Origin of the sequence: Acinetobacter sp. 40AMC3-4, assembly GCF_049898185.1 — a bacterium.
Taxonomy (GTDB): Bacteria; Pseudomonadota; Gammaproteobacteria; order Pseudomonadales; family Moraxellaceae; genus Acinetobacter.
Genome location: NZ_JAFCXG010000007.1, coordinates 72,324 through 90,303, shown reverse-complemented (window position 1 = coordinate 90,303; position 17,980 = coordinate 72,324). Strand labels below are relative to the sequence as shown.

At 44.3% G+C, this 17,980-nt stretch carries 16 protein-coding genes; 7 read left to right on the top strand and 9 right to left on the bottom strand.

What is annotated here, in order from left to right; all coding sequences use genetic code 11:
- Positions 1–169 precede the first annotated feature (169 nt).
- The 3 genes from ACP7BU_RS10100 (at position 170) to ACP7BU_RS10090 (ending at position 3,348) form a co-directional block, all read left to right on the top strand.
- Positions 170–2,668, top strand: a complete 2,499-nt coding sequence (locus tag ACP7BU_RS10100; RefSeq protein WP_425878598.1) for a heavy metal translocating P-type ATPase — start codon at positions 170–172, stop codon at positions 2,666–2,668.
- Positions 2,665–3,075, top strand: coding sequence for a Cu(I)-responsive transcriptional regulator (gene cueR / locus ACP7BU_RS10095; RefSeq protein WP_253146287.1), 411 nt, complete (start codon positions 2,665–2,667; stop codon positions 3,073–3,075). The genes ACP7BU_RS10100 and cueR overlap by 4 nt, the downstream gene beginning before the upstream one ends.
- A 78-nt stretch (positions 3,076–3,153) precedes the next feature.
- Positions 3,154–3,348 (top strand): heavy-metal-associated domain-containing protein, encoded by a 195-nt coding sequence (locus ACP7BU_RS10090; RefSeq protein WP_004731127.1) that lies wholly within the window; start codon positions 3,154–3,156, stop codon positions 3,346–3,348.
- Between the two features lie 94 nt (positions 3,349–3,442).
- On the opposite strand, the gene ACP7BU_RS10085 is transcribed toward ACP7BU_RS10090, so the two are convergent.
- On the bottom strand, positions 3,443–4,048 hold the full coding sequence (locus ACP7BU_RS10085) for a TetR/AcrR family transcriptional regulator (protein ID WP_004280405.1): 606 nt from the start codon (positions 4,046–4,048) through the stop codon (positions 3,443–3,445).
- Between the two features lie 499 nt (positions 4,049–4,547).
- On the opposite strand from ACP7BU_RS10085, the gene ACP7BU_RS10080 reads away from it, so the two are divergent.
- Both ACP7BU_RS10080 and ACP7BU_RS10075 read left to right on the top strand, forming a co-directional pair.
- Entirely contained in the window at positions 4,548–6,329 is a 1,782-nt protein-coding gene (locus ACP7BU_RS10080; RefSeq protein ID WP_425878510.1) for an acyl-CoA dehydrogenase C-terminal domain-containing protein, read from the top strand.
- An 83-nt stretch (positions 6,330–6,412) separates the two neighbouring features.
- Entirely contained in the window at positions 6,413–7,582 is a 1,170-nt protein-coding gene (locus ACP7BU_RS10075) for a thiolase family protein (protein WP_425878508.1), read from the top strand.
- Positions 7,583–7,772: 190 nt separating this feature from the next.
- Here the strand turns inward: ACP7BU_RS10075 and ACP7BU_RS10070 are convergent, their stop codons facing one another.
- On the bottom strand, positions 7,773–8,840 hold the full coding sequence (locus ACP7BU_RS10070) for a zinc-binding metallopeptidase family protein (protein WP_004731123.1): 1,068 nt from the start codon (positions 8,838–8,840) through the stop codon (positions 7,773–7,775).
- Between the two features lie 255 nt (positions 8,841–9,095).
- Here ACP7BU_RS10070 and ACP7BU_RS10065 point away from each other — a divergent pair, with 255 nt between their 5' ends.
- Together ACP7BU_RS10065 and ACP7BU_RS10060 are read left to right on the top strand one after the other, a co-directional pair.
- Positions 9,096–10,229 carry a hypothetical protein gene (locus ACP7BU_RS10065; protein ID WP_425878506.1) on the top strand — a complete coding sequence of 378 codons (1,134 nt, stop codon included), beginning with the start codon at positions 9,096–9,098 and terminating at the stop codon, positions 10,227–10,229.
- A 100-nt stretch (positions 10,230–10,329) separates the two neighbouring features.
- Positions 10,330–11,217, top strand: a complete 888-nt coding sequence (locus tag ACP7BU_RS10060) for an EamA family transporter (protein WP_396470289.1) — start codon at positions 10,330–10,332, stop codon at positions 11,215–11,217.
- A 74-nt stretch (positions 11,218–11,291) separates the two neighbouring features.
- Here the strand turns inward: ACP7BU_RS10060 and pcaD are convergent, their stop codons facing one another.
- The 7 genes from pcaD to benC all read right to left on the bottom strand — a co-directional run bounded on the left by pcaD (position 11,292) and on the right by benC (position 17,953).
- The gene (gene pcaD / locus ACP7BU_RS10055) at positions 11,292–12,071 is read right to left on the bottom strand and encodes a 3-oxoadipate enol-lactonase (RefSeq protein WP_278357015.1); all 780 of its coding nucleotides are present in this window, start codon (positions 12,069–12,071) and stop codon (positions 11,292–11,294) included.
- A 59-nt stretch (positions 12,072–12,130) separates the two neighbouring features.
- The gene (gene pcaF, locus ACP7BU_RS10050; RefSeq protein WP_425878503.1) at positions 12,131–13,336 is read right to left on the bottom strand and encodes a 3-oxoadipyl-CoA thiolase; all 1,206 of its coding nucleotides are present in this window, start codon (positions 13,334–13,336) and stop codon (positions 12,131–12,133) included.
- A gap of 133 nt (positions 13,337–13,469) precedes the next feature.
- Positions 13,470–14,126: a 3-oxoacid CoA-transferase subunit B gene (locus tag ACP7BU_RS10045; protein ID WP_005246228.1), complete on the bottom strand. Its 657-nt coding sequence runs from the start codon at positions 14,124–14,126 to the stop codon at positions 13,470–13,472.
- A 19-nt stretch (positions 14,127–14,145) separates the two neighbouring features.
- Positions 14,146–14,817: a 3-oxoacid CoA-transferase subunit A gene (locus tag ACP7BU_RS10040; protein WP_004647044.1), complete on the bottom strand. Its 672-nt coding sequence runs from the start codon at positions 14,815–14,817 to the stop codon at positions 14,146–14,148.
- A gap of 37 nt (positions 14,818–14,854) precedes the next feature.
- Positions 14,855–16,075 (bottom strand): benzoate/H(+) symporter BenE, encoded by a 1,221-nt coding sequence (benE, locus tag ACP7BU_RS10035; RefSeq protein WP_004731109.1) that lies wholly within the window; start codon positions 16,073–16,075, stop codon positions 14,855–14,857.
- Between the two features lie 58 nt (positions 16,076–16,133).
- Positions 16,134–16,919: a benzoate diol dehydrogenase BenD gene (gene benD / locus ACP7BU_RS10030; RefSeq protein ID WP_005106868.1), complete on the bottom strand. Its 786-nt coding sequence runs from the start codon at positions 16,917–16,919 to the stop codon at positions 16,134–16,136.
- A 17-nt stretch (positions 16,920–16,936) separates the two neighbouring features.
- Entirely contained in the window at positions 16,937–17,953 is a 1,017-nt protein-coding gene (gene benC, locus ACP7BU_RS10025; protein WP_425878500.1) for a benzoate 1,2-dioxygenase electron transfer component BenC, read from the bottom strand.
- Positions 17,954–17,980 lie beyond the last annotated feature (27 nt).

Here is a 17,980-nt window from a genome sequence, read left to right as displayed (position 1 = left end):
ATTTTAAACACTGTTAGACAAGCCCGAAGTCATCTTCGGGCTTTTTATTGGGTAGTTTTAAATCGCAGCAGGACGCTGCATTATTTTTAAAATAGTCAGATGAAGGACTTGACCTTACCATGATGGGAATGTTTAAGCTATAACATCAACAGTGAGTTGAGGCATGGAGATGGGCATGGTAGAACAAGACAGCAACCGCTTATATGAGCAGCAGGTGCAGATTGGCGGTATGACCTGTGCCTCCTGTGTCGCTCGGGTGGAAAAAGCCTTGAAAAAAATTGAAGGCGTGGTCGAGGCGTCTGTCAATCTATCGACTGAAAAAGCTTTTATTAAAAGCCAGCAGCCGATTGCTGCCGCTGCGCTGGTTCAAGCAATTGAAAAATCCGGTTTCGATGTACCGACGCAACAGTTTGATTTGAACATTGAAGGCATGACCTGTGCATCCTGTGTGGCTCGCGTAGAAAAAGCCCTAAAAAAAGTGGAGGGCGTGCTGGATGCACAAGTGAATCTGGCCACTGAAACTGCCTGGGTGAAGGCCTCGCATGCCCAGATTCCGGCCTTGATTGCTGAGGTGGAGAAAGCCGGTTATCAGGCCACCATAAAATCTGGTAGGGATATGTCGACAGATAGCCATGATGCTTTTCAGGAAAAGAAAGCCAATGAAACGGCACAACTGAAACGAGATTTATGGCTTGCAGTCATTCTGACAGCACCTGTATTTATTCTGGAAATGGGCTCGCATCTGATTCCGGCATTTCATCATTTTATTGCCCATACGCTGGGAACCCAGAACAGCTGGTATCTGCAGTTTGTACTGACCACTTTGGTGCTGATTATTCCGGGACGGCGTTTTTATCAGCATGGGATTCCGGCACTATTGCGTCTGGCACCGGATATGAACTCGCTGGTGGCCGTTGGAACCATTGCCGCATATGGCTTTTCCTGTATTGCGACCTTTTTTCCGGAGCTGTTACCGCAGTCCACTGTGCATGTGTATTTTGAAGCGGCCGCCGTTATTGTCGCGCTGATTTTACTGGGGCGTTATCTGGAAGCCAAAGCCAAAGGTAAAACCTCGGAAGCGATTCAGTATCTAGTCGGCTTGCAACCGAAAACGGCACGGGTAGAACAGAATGATCACTGGGTTGATCTGGCAATTTCCGATGTGCAACAAGGAATGTTGATTGAAATTCGTCCGGGTGAAAAAGTCGCTGTCGATGGTGAAGTGGTTGCCGGACAAAGTTATATCGATGAAGCGATGATTAGCGGTGAACCTTTGCCTGTGGCCAAACAGGCTGGCGATCAGGTGGTCGGCGGTACAGTAAACCAGAACGGAACCTTGAAAATCAAGGCCACTGCGGTCGGACAGGATTCGGTACTGGCGCAGATTATTCAGATGGTAGAACAGGCACAAGGCTCAAAACTGCCAATTCAGGCCGTGGTCGATAAAGTGACTTTATGGTTTGTGCCGGCTGTTATGGCACTGGCGGCCCTGACCTTTATGGTCTGGTTCCTGTTTGGGCCTGAGCCGAATCTGACCTATGCATTGGTAAATGCAGTCGCCGTACTGATTATTGCCTGTCCATGTGCGATGGGACTGGCGACTCCTACCTCAATTATGGTCGGAACTGGCCGTGCAGCAGAACTGGGCGTGCTATTCCGTAAGGGCGAAGCATTGCAGTTATTGCAGCAAACCAAAGTCGTCGCGCTGGATAAAACTGGAACCTTGACTGAAGGAAAACCGCTTCTGACCGACTTTGAAGTTACAGCAGATTTTAATCAGCAAGAGGTATTACAGCTAGTCGCTTCAGTGGAGGCTAAATCTGAACATCCGATTGCCCACGCTATTGTTCAGGCTGCCCGTGAGCAAGAACTGCAACTGAGTGAAGTGACGGATTTTGATTCGATTACCGGTGCTGGGGTCAAAGCACAGGTGTCCGGTCAGCAGCTGCATATTGGTGCAGAACGTTTGATGCAGGACTTGGGCTTAAATGTCGATCTGTTTAGAGACACTGCACAAAAGCTCGGTGATCAGGGCCGCAGTCCTTTATATGTAGCGATTAATCAAAAGCTGGCTGCAATTATTGCCGTAGCCGATCCGATTAAACCGACCACTTATAGCGCGATTCAGGCCTTGCATGACCAAGGCCTCAAAGTGGCGATGATTACCGGGGATCACCAGCATACCGCACAGGCGATCGCCAAACAGTTGAAAATTGATCAGGTGATTGCGGAAGTCTTACCACATGAAAAAGTCGATGCAGTACGACAACTCCAGCAGCAATACGGCGTGCTCACTTTTGTCGGGGATGGAATCAATGATGCACCGGCATTGGCACAGGCCGATGTTGGTATGGCGATTGGTACCGGCACCGATGTCGCGATTGAAGCTGCTGATGTGGTGCTGATGTCAGGCAATTTACAGCATGTAGCTACGGGCATTGGTTTAAGCCAGGCAACCATGCGCAATATCAAACAGAATCTGTTTTGGGCCTTTGTCTATAATATTGCCTTAATTCCGATTGCTGCAGGTGTGCTATATCCGTTTTGGGGCATTCTGTTATCGCCAATGTTTGCCGCAGGTGCGATGGCATTATCCTCTGTGTTTGTCGTTAGCAATGCCTTGAGATTAAAAGCCTATCAACCGCTGCAGTTTAAGGAGTCAGTATGATGAATATTGGTCAGGCCGCAAAACGATCCGGCATCTCTGCAAAAATGATTCGTTATTATGAAGATATTGGTTTGTTGCCGGCTCCGAAACGAAGTGATACAGGTTATCGGATTTATAGTGATGCGGATATTAAAACCTTAAGTTTTATACAGCATGCACGTGAACTGGGATTTTCTTCAGAGCAGATGAAAGAATTACTCGGTCTGTGGTTGAACAGCTCACGCCAGAGTAGTGAGGTGAAACAGCTGGCACAAAAACATATCCAGTTTTTACAACAGAAAATTGCCGATATGCAGCATATGCTGATGATATTAGAGCAATCGGTGGAGCAGTGTGCCGGCAATGAACAGTCCGATTGCCAGATTTTAAAACAGATTGAACAGGGTGTCGTCCCTGAGCAGCACTGACCTGATCTGCAGTTCAGCTCAGATTAAATATAGTCTGCCGAATCAGATAAACTTTAAACCGATCCTATGGAGCTAAACATGAAATTCCGTATTGAAAACATGACCTGTGGTGGCTGCGCGCGCAGTGTCACGGCTACGATTAAAGATCTGGATGAAAATGCCACTGTGAATATTGATGTGGCCACTAAACTGGTTGAAGTTGAATCGACAGCCAGTGAATCTGAGATTGTTGCAGCTTTAACCGAAGATGGTTTCCCGCCTGTGGCAGCCTGATCGTTGTCGTGTTAGATCACTCTTAATGATCATATGAAATCATACAGCCAAATAAAAAATGCCTGATCGAATCAGGCATTTTTTATTTTAGTGATTATACCGATGAGATTTTATCTGGCGTCATCAGCGCCTGATTAATATACAGCTTAATCAGACGTTCACGTGACCCAATCGCTTTTTGGTAATTGGTCGAATTTAATAACAGCGAAGCGCCATAGGTGACTGTCCAGATATAAGACAAATAATCGCGAATCGACATGGCACTTTCTAAAGCCACCAGATAATCATGGGTGATGTCTTTAATCCGGATAATCCGTTCTTCACGAATACGATAAAGCTCCTGAAATAATTCTTTCAGATTTTTCTCGTTATTGGTTAAACGCTCTTCAATGACATGCAACAGGATGGTTCGGTTTGAATTGAGCATGTGATAGAGCATATATTGTGAAACATAATTTTTAATATCGTTATTATGCTTTTTTGATATTTCTAGAATTCTTTTTTCATTCAGAATAATCAGTTCTAAATATAACTGGTTCTTGCTTTTAAAATGTTTGTAGATGGTTCCTTTTGCGATGTCCAGTTCACTGGCCAGCTCACTCAGGGTAATGTCCTGATTATTATCCAGTAGCAGGCTTTCCGCCATGCTCAGGATCTTCTCTTTACGAAGAAGGAAGTTCTGCTGTCTTACAGTCGTCATCTTCTTGGTCCATACTTTTCGAAAAAGAACCTTTCAAGAATATGCAATTTTGCACGCGATGGCTATAAAACTAAGGTCGTGATATTTATCTCATTTTGTATATTTATGCAGCAACTGCTGACAAATAAAAATAGCGATGCTAAGCGGACAGAAATATTGTCAAGAAAACTGAACCCTAGAGATCAACTTTGCTAAATAAAATTCCATTTTCAGTATAATTATTTTATTGTTTCAGCGCACGAAGCTAAATCCTTCGACTGTTTTAAGCTCATATTTATCAGGGTTTAGTACGGAAAGTAGATCAATATTAAGCTGGCATATTCAGTCACTCATACTGAACATGAAGACGTGATTTTTAAGGCAACTTTATGAATCTAGATATAGATTTAATACTGCAAGAATTGGATATCACGATTTTAAAATCGCCTGTTTGGATTCTAATGAAAATTAGAAAATATTTGGCAACAGGATTGAGTATCACCCTTTAAGGAATTTAAAAATGCCGATTTATAATGCGCCTCTAAAAGACATGGAATTTATTTTAAATGATGTATTCCAAGCGGAACAATTTTGGCAAGGTAATGAAAATCTTGCACATTTAGATATGGCGACGGCAAATGCAATTCTGGAAGAGATGGCCAAATTTTCGAAGAATGTTATTCTTGACCTGAATCGTCCTGCTGATGAAGAAGGTGGTGCTCAGTTTAAAAACGGTGAAGTGACGACACCAAAAGGTTTTAAAGAAGCTTTCAGACAGTTTGCCGAAGGTGGCTGGGTGGGCTTGGGTGCTCCTGAAGAATGGGGTGGGCAAAACATGCCGAAAATGCTCACGGTTCTGGCGGATGAAATGATCTGGAGCACCAACCCATCTTTTATGCTTTATCCACTACTCACTGTGGGTGCAGGTATGGCGATCAATGACCGCGCCTCACAGGAACAGAAAGAAACCTATTTACCAAAATTCTATACGGGTGAATGGTCGGGCACCATGTGTCTGACTGAACCACATTCCGGCACGGATCTTGGCATTATCAAGACCAAAGCTGAACCGAATGAGGATGGTTCCTTCAACATTACTGGCACCAAAATTTTCATTACCAGCGGCGAGCATGATCTGAGTGAAAATATCATTCATCTGGTGCTGGCAAAAACTCCGAATGCACCAGCAGGTTCCCGTGGTATTTCATTATTTATTGTGCCGAAATTCCTGGTCAATGCAGATGGATCACTCGGTGAGCGTAATACAGTAGCTGCCGGTTCGATCGAACATAAAATGGGAATTAAAGGCTCGGCGACCTGCGTCATGAACTTTGATGGCGCCAAAGGCTATATGGTCGGTAATGAAAATGAAGGTCTGGCCGGCATGTTCGTAATGATGAACTACGAACGTTTATCTATGGGAATTCAGGGCATTGGTGCAGCAGAATTTGCCTACCAGAATGCGGCACAATATGCGACGGATCGTTTACAGGGCCGTGCATCAACTGGTGCAAAATCTCCAGAAAAACCAGCCGATTCAATTCTGGTCCATGGCGATGTACGTCGTATGCTGCTCAATGTGCGTGCCAACAATGAAGCTTCACGTGCGTTTGCGGTGTATGTAGGTCAACAACTGGATATTACCAAATACTCAACCGATCCTGAAGCCGTGCGTAAAGCGACTGACCGTGTGGCGCTGTTAACGCCAATCGCCAAAGCTTATTTGACCGACAAGGCACTGGATTCTGCACTGGAAGCGCAAATGTGCTTCGGTGGTCATGGCTATATCCGTGAATGGGGCATGGAACAGTGTATCCGTGACCTGCGTATTTCACAGATTTATGAAGGCACCAATGGCGTGCAGGCGATTGACCTGATTGGGCGTAAAACCACCAAATGTAATGGTGCTTATATCGCGGAATATATTGCTGAAATCCGTGAATTTGCACAAAGTCTAGATGATTCATTGACGATTAAAACGGCGACATTAGAGACCTGTCAGCAACTTGAAGATATCACCAAATTCATCGTCGAGCAGTCTAAGCTGAACCCTGATTTTGCTAATTCGATTGCTGTCGATTATTTACATGCGGTTGGGCTGCTCAGCTTTGTCTATATGTATGCGCGGATTAGCAAAGCCGCCGCAGCCAAAGACGATAGTTACTTCCAGAACAAACTGGTACTGGCCAACTATTATGTGGCCAAAGTACTTCCGGATTTGAGTGCACGAATCCAGCGTATTCAGGCCGGTGCGGAACTGGTCATGCAATTGCCTGAAGCATATTTTACCGCACAGGCTTAACCCGCAATGATTGCGAAGGACCAGCCCTACAGTACTTTGGCTATGTAGGGTTGATAACAATGATGAAAAAGGATGAAACTAAAATGATCGTAATTGTAGATGCAGTACGTACCGCGATGGGCGGTTTTCAAGGTTCATTGTCAAGCTGTACCGCGCCAGATTTGGGTGCTGTGGCAATTAAAGAAGTAGTGGCACGTGCAGGTCTGTCGGCCAATGATATTGATGAAGTGATTATGGGCTGCGTTCTTCCTGCTGGTTTAAAACAGGGTCCGGCACGTCAGGCCATGCGTCAGGCGGGTCTACCGGATTCCACGGGGGCGACCACGATTAATAAAATTTGTGGTTCTGGTATGAAAGCCGTGATGCAGGCAGCAGATGCGATCAAAGCCGGTTCAGCAGAGATTGTGGTGGCTGGCGGTATGGAGTCGATGTCGAACGCACCATATTTGATGGACAAGGCACGTGCCGGATTCCGTATGGGGCATGGAAAGGTCATTGATCATATGTTCCAGGAAGGTCTGGAAGATGCGGAAACAGGCCTGTCGATGGGAATTCTTGCTCAGGAAATGGCGGATAAAAAAGGTTATACCCGTGAGCAGCAGGATGACTATGCGATTGGTTCCTTAAATAAAGCCGTGACTGCCGTTCAGCAAGGTTTCTTTAAAGATGAAATCGTACCGGTCACTGTCAGTAGCCGTAAAGGTGATGTGGTAGTAGAGCAGGATGAGCAACCTTTAAATGCCAAGGCTGACAAAATTCCAACTTTGCGTCCAGCGTTCAAAAAAGACGGCACCATTACTGCGGCAAATGCCAGTTCAATTTCAGATGGTGCTTCAGCACTGGTGATCACCTCGAGCGAAATTGCTGCACAGCGCAACTTAAAACCGTTAGCTAATATTGTGGCCTATGCCAACCATTCGCAGCATCCGTCAGAATTTACTATTGCACCTGTTGGTGCGATTGAAAAAATCCTGAAAAAAACGGGTTGGGATGCTCAGGATGTCGATCTTTGGGAAATCAATGAAGCTTTTGCCATGGTGACCATGTTGGCCATTGATGGCTTTAAACTTGATCCAGCGAAAGTGAACATTAATGGCGGTGCTTGTGCACTTGGTCATCCACTGGGTTCTTCTGGTTCCCGTATCATTGTGACCCTGATTCATGCTTTAAAACGTACTGGCGGCAAGAAAGGCATTGCATCTTTATGTATCGGTGGTGGGGAAGCGACTGCGATTGCTGTGGAACTGGTTTAAGCCCATCCTAAATCGTATATTTAGGTAGCAAACTCAATACTGATTCATTCAAAAGTTGCTGCTCTTGGTTCGCCAGGAGCAGGGATTCTTTAAATCATATTAATTTTTAAAATACACAATAAAATCAATATTTTCAGACTTTGCTGATCCGATTCCATCTATATTTTTACTATAAAAATTACTTTTTAAATTATTTAAAAACTTTTTCTAGCACATGCCGGTGAATAAATCGTAACTTGTCTTTTACTGCTTCGCTCAGCTTGAACGGGTAGGCATCTTCCAGGCCCATACAACGGTTTAAGGCATTCAGATTAAAGGTCAAGGTGACCCAATTTTCTAGAATGTGTTCAAAATCCTGTCCACCAATCGGGCATTCTTTAAAATCCATACTGGCCAGATAGCTGCCATTTCCTTCGACACGCATACCACCATAGTAGGCAGTTTCCAGTGTTTCCATCATATGCAGATAATGTGCCCAGGTTTCTGCCCAGTCTTCCCAGGGATGGGCGGTGGCATAAGCACTGATATACTTTTCCTGCCAGTTGATTGGTGCGCCTTCGTTATAATGGCGTTCAAGTGCCTTGCTGTAGTCTTGCCGCTCATCGCCAAAATACTGACGGAATTCATCTAGCAATTCCGGATGCATATGTTGCATGAGCGCAAAATAATAATGGCCGCTTTCATGGCGAAAATGACCTAATAAAGTCCGGTAGTTTTCACCCATATTTACACGTGTAGTTTCCCGATAAACTACATCGGCTTCAATTGCATTTAGGGTAATGACCCCATTGGCATGACCAATTAAAACAGGCTTATCTTCTTGGGGCAGGAGAAAATCAAAACGCAGACCAAATGGATCATCTTCAGACTTTTTAGGGCGTGGCATCATGTTCATGCGCTGGGCCAAATACAGGAATCGACGTTTGGCTTCTTCCAGTCGAAACCAGTAAATCAGGTTTTCGGAATTTTCCAAATCAGGAATGACATGGGTCAACTGACAGGATTCACAAAATTCCTCATCTTCATCGCTGGGAATCATCCAGTTGCATACCTGATAATTTACATAATTGTGACAGGGTTTATAACTGGCATGCTGGTAGTTTTTGGCGATTGGAACCCATCGCTCAGCACTCTGTTTTTCGAATGCGCATAGCTCTTTTTCCGAAGCGATATAACCGATCGGTGACAGACAGTGATCACAAACTGATTTGTAAAAAAACAGCTGTTGCTTGCAGACGGCACATTCAAAATGTTTCATTAAACTCCCTGTAGGGAAGCGAACGACCTAAAATGTTTATCGATGATGAACACGAAAAAAGGTTCAGAATGCCTACCTAAATTTCTTCCTGATAAAGAAACATCATAAAAATTTCATTGAAAATTCTATATGGATGAATTGTAAAAAAGGTGTGAATGAATATCCCATCAAAGATAGTTTAATGATTATTGATATTGCTTTAGTTTTTGATTTATAAGAAAATTACCATTATTTAATTATAAAAATTGGTTTAGTATGGCTTTTTCATTTCTTAGTAATTCATTTAGCAATGTTATCATTCAATTAAAAAAATATATTTCTGAAATTAAAGAAAGGACAGATATTGATGAGTGGGAAAAGGAGTTACTAAAAAATTTAGATCCTATAGATCTTTATGATAATGAAAGGCTAAATGAGTTTGAAGAACACTGTATAGAGATCAAAAAAAGAAATGATTTAAGTTTAAAGTTGGTATTTGATAATGAGTATGGGGAATTAGGGCATCATTTTGAATATTCGGATCGAATAAAGCTAGAGTATATAAATTTATTAATCTATGCATATTATAAAGAAGTAATGTTTAGGAAAGATTATAGATACTCTTTTCAAAAATCCTTTTTTGATTTTATTGAAAATAATGCAAATAAATTCAGTCCTGAAGTAAATTATATTTTTTCTTTTATAGATAAATTGCCATTTAAACTGTTAAGTAAAGTTTATTCTAATCCAAATTTTCAAAAAATAATTGAAACTTTAACACCTGATCATTTTTCAAAATATATTGAATATTTAGAGTCTAATCACAGAAATATAGAAAAAATTGATGCTTGGACTAGTACATTTGAATCTAAAAAAAGTAAAGTATCAGAATTAGAAAAGCGTCTTGAAAAAAATAAACAAACTTATGATTTCGTTTTGCTCAATAAAGGTTTTAAAGAGCTTTATGATCAGAAAAAAATAGAGTTAGATAATGCAAAAGGTACTTATAGCTTTGTTGCAGCAACAATGTTTTCTATACCTTTTGTGGAATTAGGTGCATTAATTGGAGCATTTTTCTATTTTGATGGAAAGCTACCTACTGGTATGTGGTTTATTTCTATTCCCTTCATTACTTTAATTTTAATTACGTTATATCTTTTAAAAATTTCTTTACAAGACAAAAGAGCAGTCCAATCTCAAATGATGCAGCTAGAACTTCGCATGGCACTGTGTCAGTTCATCCATAACTATGCTGAAGATTCAGAAAAACTGCATAAGAAAAATGCAGCAGGCTTTGAGAAATTTGAAAATATTATCTTTTCACCGCTAGTTTCATCTGATGACAAGATTCCAACCACCTTTGATGGAATGGAGCAACTTGCCAAATTAGTGAGTGAATTTAGAAAGTAATCCAAACTTTCCGCTATCGGCGAGTATCCTATTTTTAATTAGTCAGCGCTTTTACTAAGGCATAGAATTAATTTACTTTTGAGGTAATAGCGATCAGTAGATGGCATTCAGCTGGATTTTCTTCACTTTAATGGCTGCATTTATGCAGGCTTGGCGTAACGCCTTTCAAAAACAGCTTAGTACCACGGTGGATGTGTGGGGAGTCACCCTGGCACGCTTTATTTTTGGCTTGCCATTTGCTGTGCTGTACCTGAGCAGCCTGTATTATTTCAAGCCGGTTGAAAGTGTGGCTCACTTCACCCCAAAGTTTTGGATCTATGTAGTAATTGCGGGTTGCAGTCAGATTTTAGCTACGGCACTGATGGTGCAACTGTTCAAGCAAAAAAATTATGCCGTTGGAGTGGGGTTGGCGAAAAGCGAAGCCATTTTAGCCGCCATTATCGGCGTGACCTTTTTAGCGGATCATTTGTCATTCCTGGCGTGGATTGGTGTGGCACTAGGCGGATATGCGGTATTTTTATTGAGTAAAGACCAACAGGTCAGTGGGTTTTCAGCCAGAACACTGGCTATTGGCATCGGAAGCGGTTTAAGTTTTGCCATTACCTCACTACTGGTACGCGAAGCCAGTTTAGAATTAACCACTTTACCAACCTTGCATCGTGCGGCCTGGGTGTTGTTAATGGTGATCAGTTTTCAGTGCCTGAGTATGCTGCTTTATCTAAGCCTATTCAGCCGCCAGACTTTAGTGGCCATGTGGCAGCGTCTGGGCTTAACTTTTAAAGTGAGTGTGTGCAGTTTTATGGCATCACTAGGCTGGTTTACTGCCATGAGCATGATGAGTGTGCCGGTCGTGAAAACCTTAGGACAAATTGAGATTCTGTTTAGTATGCTGATTTCGGCATATTTCTTTAAAGAAAAACTGGCACGTACCGAGCATTGGGGTCTGGGCTTAGTAGTGATTGCAGCGATTTTAGTGATCTGGGCCTGATGTAGAACCAGTTTTTTAAATCTAAGCATAAAAAAGCCACTGATCAACAGTGGCTTTTTCTTTGCCTCTAGTATTTAAGCTGCAATAAATTTCTGAACTGCCTGATTAAAGGCTTCTGGTTGCTCCACATTGGAAATGTGCGAGGCATTGATTTCAAACAGCTGGCTTTGTGAAATTTCAGCTTGCATGGCTTGACCATCTGCAACTGTCGTCACCGGGTCTTGCTGACCGGCCACAATCAGTACCGGCACTGAAATCGTTTTGATCTGTTCACGTAAATCCGCCTTAGCCAAAGCTTCGCAACAACTTGCATAACCTTCCGGGCTGCCAGCTCCAAGGTCGTTTGAAAGTTCTGCAACTATCGCTGCGTTGCTCTGGATAAAGGGATCGGTAAACCAACGTGCTGCTGCTGTCGATGCAATCGGCGCCAGACCTTGTTCACGTACCAGTGCGGCACGTTCCAGCCAGGCCTGTTCCTGACCGATCTTGGCAGCAGTATTGCAGATAATCACGTGGCTAAAACGTTCGGGCTTGTTGATTGCTAACCATTGACCGGTTAAACCACCCATTGAAATACCACAGAATGCAGCTTTTTCAATTTTTAAATGATCAAGTAAGTTTACAACATCCTGACCTAACTGTTCCAAGCTATACGGACCTTGCGGTGCAGATGAAGCCCCATGACCACGAGTGTCATAACACACAACAAAATAATCTTGCTGGAAAAATTTAATTTGTGGTTGCCACATGCTGAATTTGGTGCCTAGTGAGTTAGAAAAAACCAGGGCAGGTTTACTGGCATCACCAAAGGTCTGGTAATTGATCTGGGCATCGTTGGATGTAAATGTTGGCATTGAAATCCCTCCCGACCTCCCTTTAAAAAAGGGAGGAGGTTTATCTTTTTAATAGGTTGTTAGACGCGTTCAATAATCAAAGCGATGCCTTGACCGACACCAATACACATTGAACAAAGACCGTATTTACCACCGGTTTGTTCAAGCTGGTTGAGTGCAGTGGTCACTAAGCGTGCGCCAGATGCACCCAGTGGATGACCTAAAGCAATTGCACCGCCATTTGGATTGACTTTCTCTGAACCGTCTTCAATACCTAAGTCACGTGTACAAGCCAAAGCTTGTGCTGCAAAGGCTTCATTCAACTCGATCACGTCCATCTGTTCAATAGTCAAACCTGTTTGTTCCAACAGTTTCTTAATGGCAGGTGCTGGACCAAAGCCCATGATACGTGGTTCAACACCAACGACGGTTGAACCAATAATTTTGGCACGTGGTTTCAAGCCGTGTTGAGCAACCGCTTCATCAGAAGCAATCAGTAGAGCAGCCGCACCATCGTTAATACCAGATGCATTACCCGCCGTTACCGTACCGTCTGCTTTTACCACAGGTTTCAGTTTTGCCAACGCTTCTGCAGTGGTAGACGCACGTGGATGTTCATCTTTATCCACGACCACCGGATTGCCTTTACGTTGTGGAATCACCACCGGAATGATTTCTTTATCAAAGAAACCTTTGGCTTGCGCTGCAGCTGTACGTTGTTGGCTGGTCAAGGCAAATTTGTCCTGATCGGCACGGTTGATCCCGAACTGTTCAGCGACATTTTCTGCCGTTTGCGGCATGGTTTCTACGCCGTACATTTCTTTTAGTTTCGGATTGATAAAACGCCAGCCCATGGTGGTGTCTTCAATCTTCTGGCTACGGCCATACGCCGTTTCTGACTTGCCCATGACAAATGGCGCGCGCGACATGCTTTCTACACCACCGGCAATAATCAGATGAGCTTCACCGGCTTTAATCGCACGTGCTGCCATCGCCACGGCATCCATTGATGAACCACATAGGCGATTTACGGTCGTCGCTGGTACCTGATAAGGCAAACCTGCAAGCAGAGAAGACATACGACCGACGTTACGGTTGTCTTCACCGGCCTGATTGGCACAGCCATAGATCACGTCATCGACCTGTTCCCAGTTCACACTTGGATTGCGTTCCATCAACGCTTTAATTGGCAGCGCACCTAAGTCATCAGCACGGACAGGCGCGAGGCCACCGGCATAACGACCGAATGGGGTACGGATGGCATCGATAATATATGCGTTTTTCATTGTGTATTTGCTCACATATTTAAAAGAAGAAAACTCCTCCCTTTTTAAAGGGAGGTTGGGAGGGATTTAATGAAGTAGTTTTATTCCTCAAATCCTCCCTAAATCCCTCCTTTAATCAAGGAGGGACTTCCCCTTAATTTGATTGAGTCGCATCAATCAGTTTGGCACCGGTCATTGACTGCAATTCTTCAAATGACAGACCTTCAACTTTCTCAATCACTTTCATACCTTCAGGTGTCACATCAATCACACACAGGTCGGTGTAAATACGATCCACACATTTCAGGCCAGTCGCAGGATAAGACAGTTCAGCCACAATTTTTGGCTCGCCTTTTTTGGTCACGTGATCGGTCGTAATAAAGACTTTCTTCGCGCCAACAGCCAGATCCATGGCACCGCCCACCGCTGGAATTGCATCTGGTGCGCCAGTATGCCAGTTGGCCAGATCGCCATTTTCAGCAACCTGGAAAGCACCCAATACTGCGATATCTAAGTGACCGCCACGCATCATGGCAAATGAATCACCATGATGGAAGAATGAACCGCCTTCAAGTAGGGTGACGAATTCTTTACCGGCATTGATCAGCTCAGGATCGCGGTCTTCTTCAGCAGGAGGAGGACCGAAAGCCAACAGGCCATTTTCAGAATGCAGGAATACGTCTTTATCGCTTGGCAGGTAGCTTGAAATCTTGGTCGGTAAACCAATACCGAGGTTTACATAGGCACCATCAGGAATGTCTTGTGCCACACGTTCAGCGATCTGGTCACGGGTCAGTTTGCTATAGCTCATTATTTATCTCCGATGCCAATTATTGTGCAGGTTTAACTTGAACAACGTGTTGAACAAAAATTCCCGGGGTGATGATGTGTTCCGGATCCAGTGCACCCAGTTCAACCACTTCAGAAACTTGAGCAATCGTCACATCAGCCGCCATCGCCATGATCGGGCCAAAGTTACGCGCAGATTTACGGTAGACCAGATTGCCCCAACGATCGCCTTTAGAAGCTTTAATTAAAGCAAAGTCAGCTTTAATCGGATTTTCCAGGACAAAATCTTTGCCTTCATAGTTCAAGGTTGGTTTGCCTTCAGCCAGTAAGGTACCAAAACCGGTTGGGGTATAGATTGGACCTAAGCCCATACCTGCTGCCTGAATACGGCAAGCCAGATTACCTTGCGGCACCAGTTCCAGTTCAATTTTTCCAGCACGGTAAAGCTCGTCAAATACCCAGGAATCTGACTGACGTGGGAAAGAACAAATAATCTTGCGAACAGCACCAGCTTTAAGCAGTTTCGCCAGACCATAATCGCCATTACCGGCATTGTTGTTGACAATAATCAGGTCTTTAATACCCAATTCGATCAGACCATCAATCAGTTCAGCAGGCTGACCCGCTGTACCGAAACCACCGATCATGATGGTAGAACCGTCCTTGATCTGGGAGAGTGCTTCTTTCAATGATAATGAACTTTTATCTATCATAATCTGGTCCTTACATATCCTAAACTGATGGATGTCTTTAAACTCGTTTTGAATCTGATGCTGTAACCGGAACTGCGTTACGGTTTTTCTGTGACAGCAGAAAATGTGCTACCAGGCCAATGCAAATTCCCCAAAAGACTGAACTCAGTCCCAAGAAATGCATGCCGGAAGCAGTCGCTAAAAAGGTGATAAGCGCTGCATCACGTTGTGACTCTTTGCCCATGGCCACGGAAATGTTGGTGGCAATCGCACCGAGCAATGCCAGTCCTGCCAAAGCCGCAATTAATTCTTTGGGCATTAGGCTAAACAGCATGACAATGCTGCCGGCAAATAAGCCGCCTAAAATATAAAAAAGCCCATTCGCCACGCCGGCGATATAACGCTTTTCTTTCAGCTCGTGCGCGTCTTTGCCTAAACACAAAGCAGCTGTGATTGAGGCCAAGACAATCGTGATACCCCCCACACAGGCCACTGCAAGCGAGGCAATACTGGTTGCACTGATAATCGGCTTGGCTGGCATGTCATAACCACTGAGTTTGATAATCGCCATTCCCGGTAAAAACTGGCCCGATAGGCTGACCAGAATGAGCGGGAGGGCCAGATTCAGGGTTGAACTCCAGGTCCATTCCGGTGCAATAAATTGCGGAATCGCCAGACTGAAATCTGCCGTGACCGGGTTAATCTTGCCCAGCAGCATGCTTAAAACCACACCGGCAATCAGCACCCAGACCATGGCATAGCGTGGACTAAAACGCTTGGCCAGCAAAAATACCGCCAGCATGCCAAAGACGATATAGGGCATGGTATCGGTCGCGGTGAACAGCCCTAAACCAAACTGCAGTAAAATCCCTGCCATCATCCCGGCAGCCACTTCCTGAGGAATCCAGGACAGTAACTTGTCGAAATAACCGGTGATCCCAATGAAAAAAATCACCACAGCAGAGGTGATATAGGCAGCAACCGCTTCATTGAGTGAAATATCGGGAAACAGCGTAACTAATAAAGCCGTTCCGGGTGCAGACCAGGCGGTGACGACAGGTATTTTGTATTTAATTGATAAAAAGATACCTGCGAGTGCGGCACCAATAGAAATTCCCCAAATCCATGAAATCATCATGTCCGGGGAAACCTGGGCTTGCTGTGCCGCCTGGAAAAAAATGATCAGTGGCCCTGAATAGGAAATCAGCACTGCTAAGAATCCTGCAACAGTTGCTGAAATTGACCAATCATTTTTTAATGTCTGAAACAGGGTATTCATTGGTGATGTGCCTCCTTGCGTCGAACCATGAGCCTGTTAAAAATCGTGATGATCAGGACTAGCCCTGATCACCACCACCGACCGGTACCACTGTACCTGTCATATAAGATGATTCATCCGAAGCCAAGAATACAATTGCATTCACTTGCTCCTGAATCGTACCGTAGCGTCCCATGAAAGTACGGTCAATGGTCTGATCAACCACTTGCTGCATCCATTCTTTTTCAGATTCAGTCAGTGGATTGGCATTGCGCGGTACTTTACGTGGTGGTGCTTCAGTACCACCTGTCGCGATTGCATTGACACGGATTCCGTCTTTGGCATGTTCAAAGGCAAGGGAAGCGGTCAGGCCGTTCACACCACCTTTAGATGCTGAATATGGCACACGGTTAATCCCGCGTGTCGCAATAGAAGATACGTTTACAATGGTACCTTTCTGATTTTTAATCATTTCCGGAAGTACTGCACGGCAGCACCACAAGGTCGGGAACAATGAACGGTTCACTTCCTTGATAATTTCCTCTTCAGAAAATTCCTCGAAAGGTTTCATCCAGATCGCACCACCGACGTTATTGATTAACGCATCGACACGGCCATAGGTTTCTAGCGCTTTTTCAACGACTGATTGAGCACCAGCAAACGTTTCCAGATTGGCTTTGACCGTAATCGCATCACCGCCAGTCGCTTCAATTTCAGCCAGAACTTCTTCCACATAAGGGGAAAGGTCAGCCATAACGACTTGAGCACCTTCGCTCGCCACTTGCAGCGCGACACCGCGACCGATGCCTTGAGCGGCACCAGTCACAATTACAACTTTATTTTCAAATCTTTGACGATTAGACATTGAACAAATTCCCTCTATTAATTGGCAGAGAATTTTTCAAACAGGAAGCTTGCAGGTTTTACGCCTTCAGCATCCAGCCAGCCGCGAACTGCTTCAACCATTGGTACAGGGCCACACAGGTAAACATCTACATCACCGCCATTTAGCCATTCGTTCTCAATATGACCGGTCACATAGCCTTTACGCTCATGGGCAGATTCTGGGTTAGCAACTACTGTACGGTATTCGAACCACGGGAATTTGTCTTGCAGTTCGTTCAGTTTTTCAATCGCTACCAAGTCGAAATCATTAGTCACACCAAATACTAAACGCACTGGATGTTCTGAACCTTTTTCTTCCAGCACTTGCAGCATTGACATGAATGGTGCAATACCTGTACCACCCGCCAGCATCAAGACAGGACGGGTCACAGGGCGCAGGTAGAAGCTACCAAATGGACCGGTGAAAGTCATTTTGTCACCAGCTTGGGCATTTTTACTTAAGAATTCACTCATTTTGCCGTTCGGTACATTACGTACTACGAAACCAGTTAAACGGTCACTCGGTTTTGAGCTAAATGAATAAGAACGGGTTTCAGTCGTGCCCGGAATTCCTACATTCACATATTGACCAGCAAGGAAGTGAATGTCCGGTTGACCTTCGTCTAACTGGATATCAAAAGTAATGGTCGAGTCAGACAGGTTTTCGACACGCGCCAAAGTACCCTGGAATGCATGAATTTCGGTTTTACACACTTCTGAGGAAGCCTGAATCTGGAACACCGCATCTGAAGTCGGTTTACACTGACAAGCCAGAATAAAGCCTTCAGCGGCTTCTTCAGGCGTTAAAGCATCTTCAATATAAGTTTCTTCAGGCATGTCATAAGAACCTGATTCACAAAACGCACGACACGTTCCACAAGCACCATCACGGCAGTCCAAAGGAATATTGATCTTTTGACGGTAGGCTGCATCCGACAGTGTTTCGCCATCTGAAACAGAAATAAAACGTGTAACGCCATCTTCAAATTGAAGTGCAACATTGTGGTTTGACATGGCTGAATATCCTATATAAATCTTTGT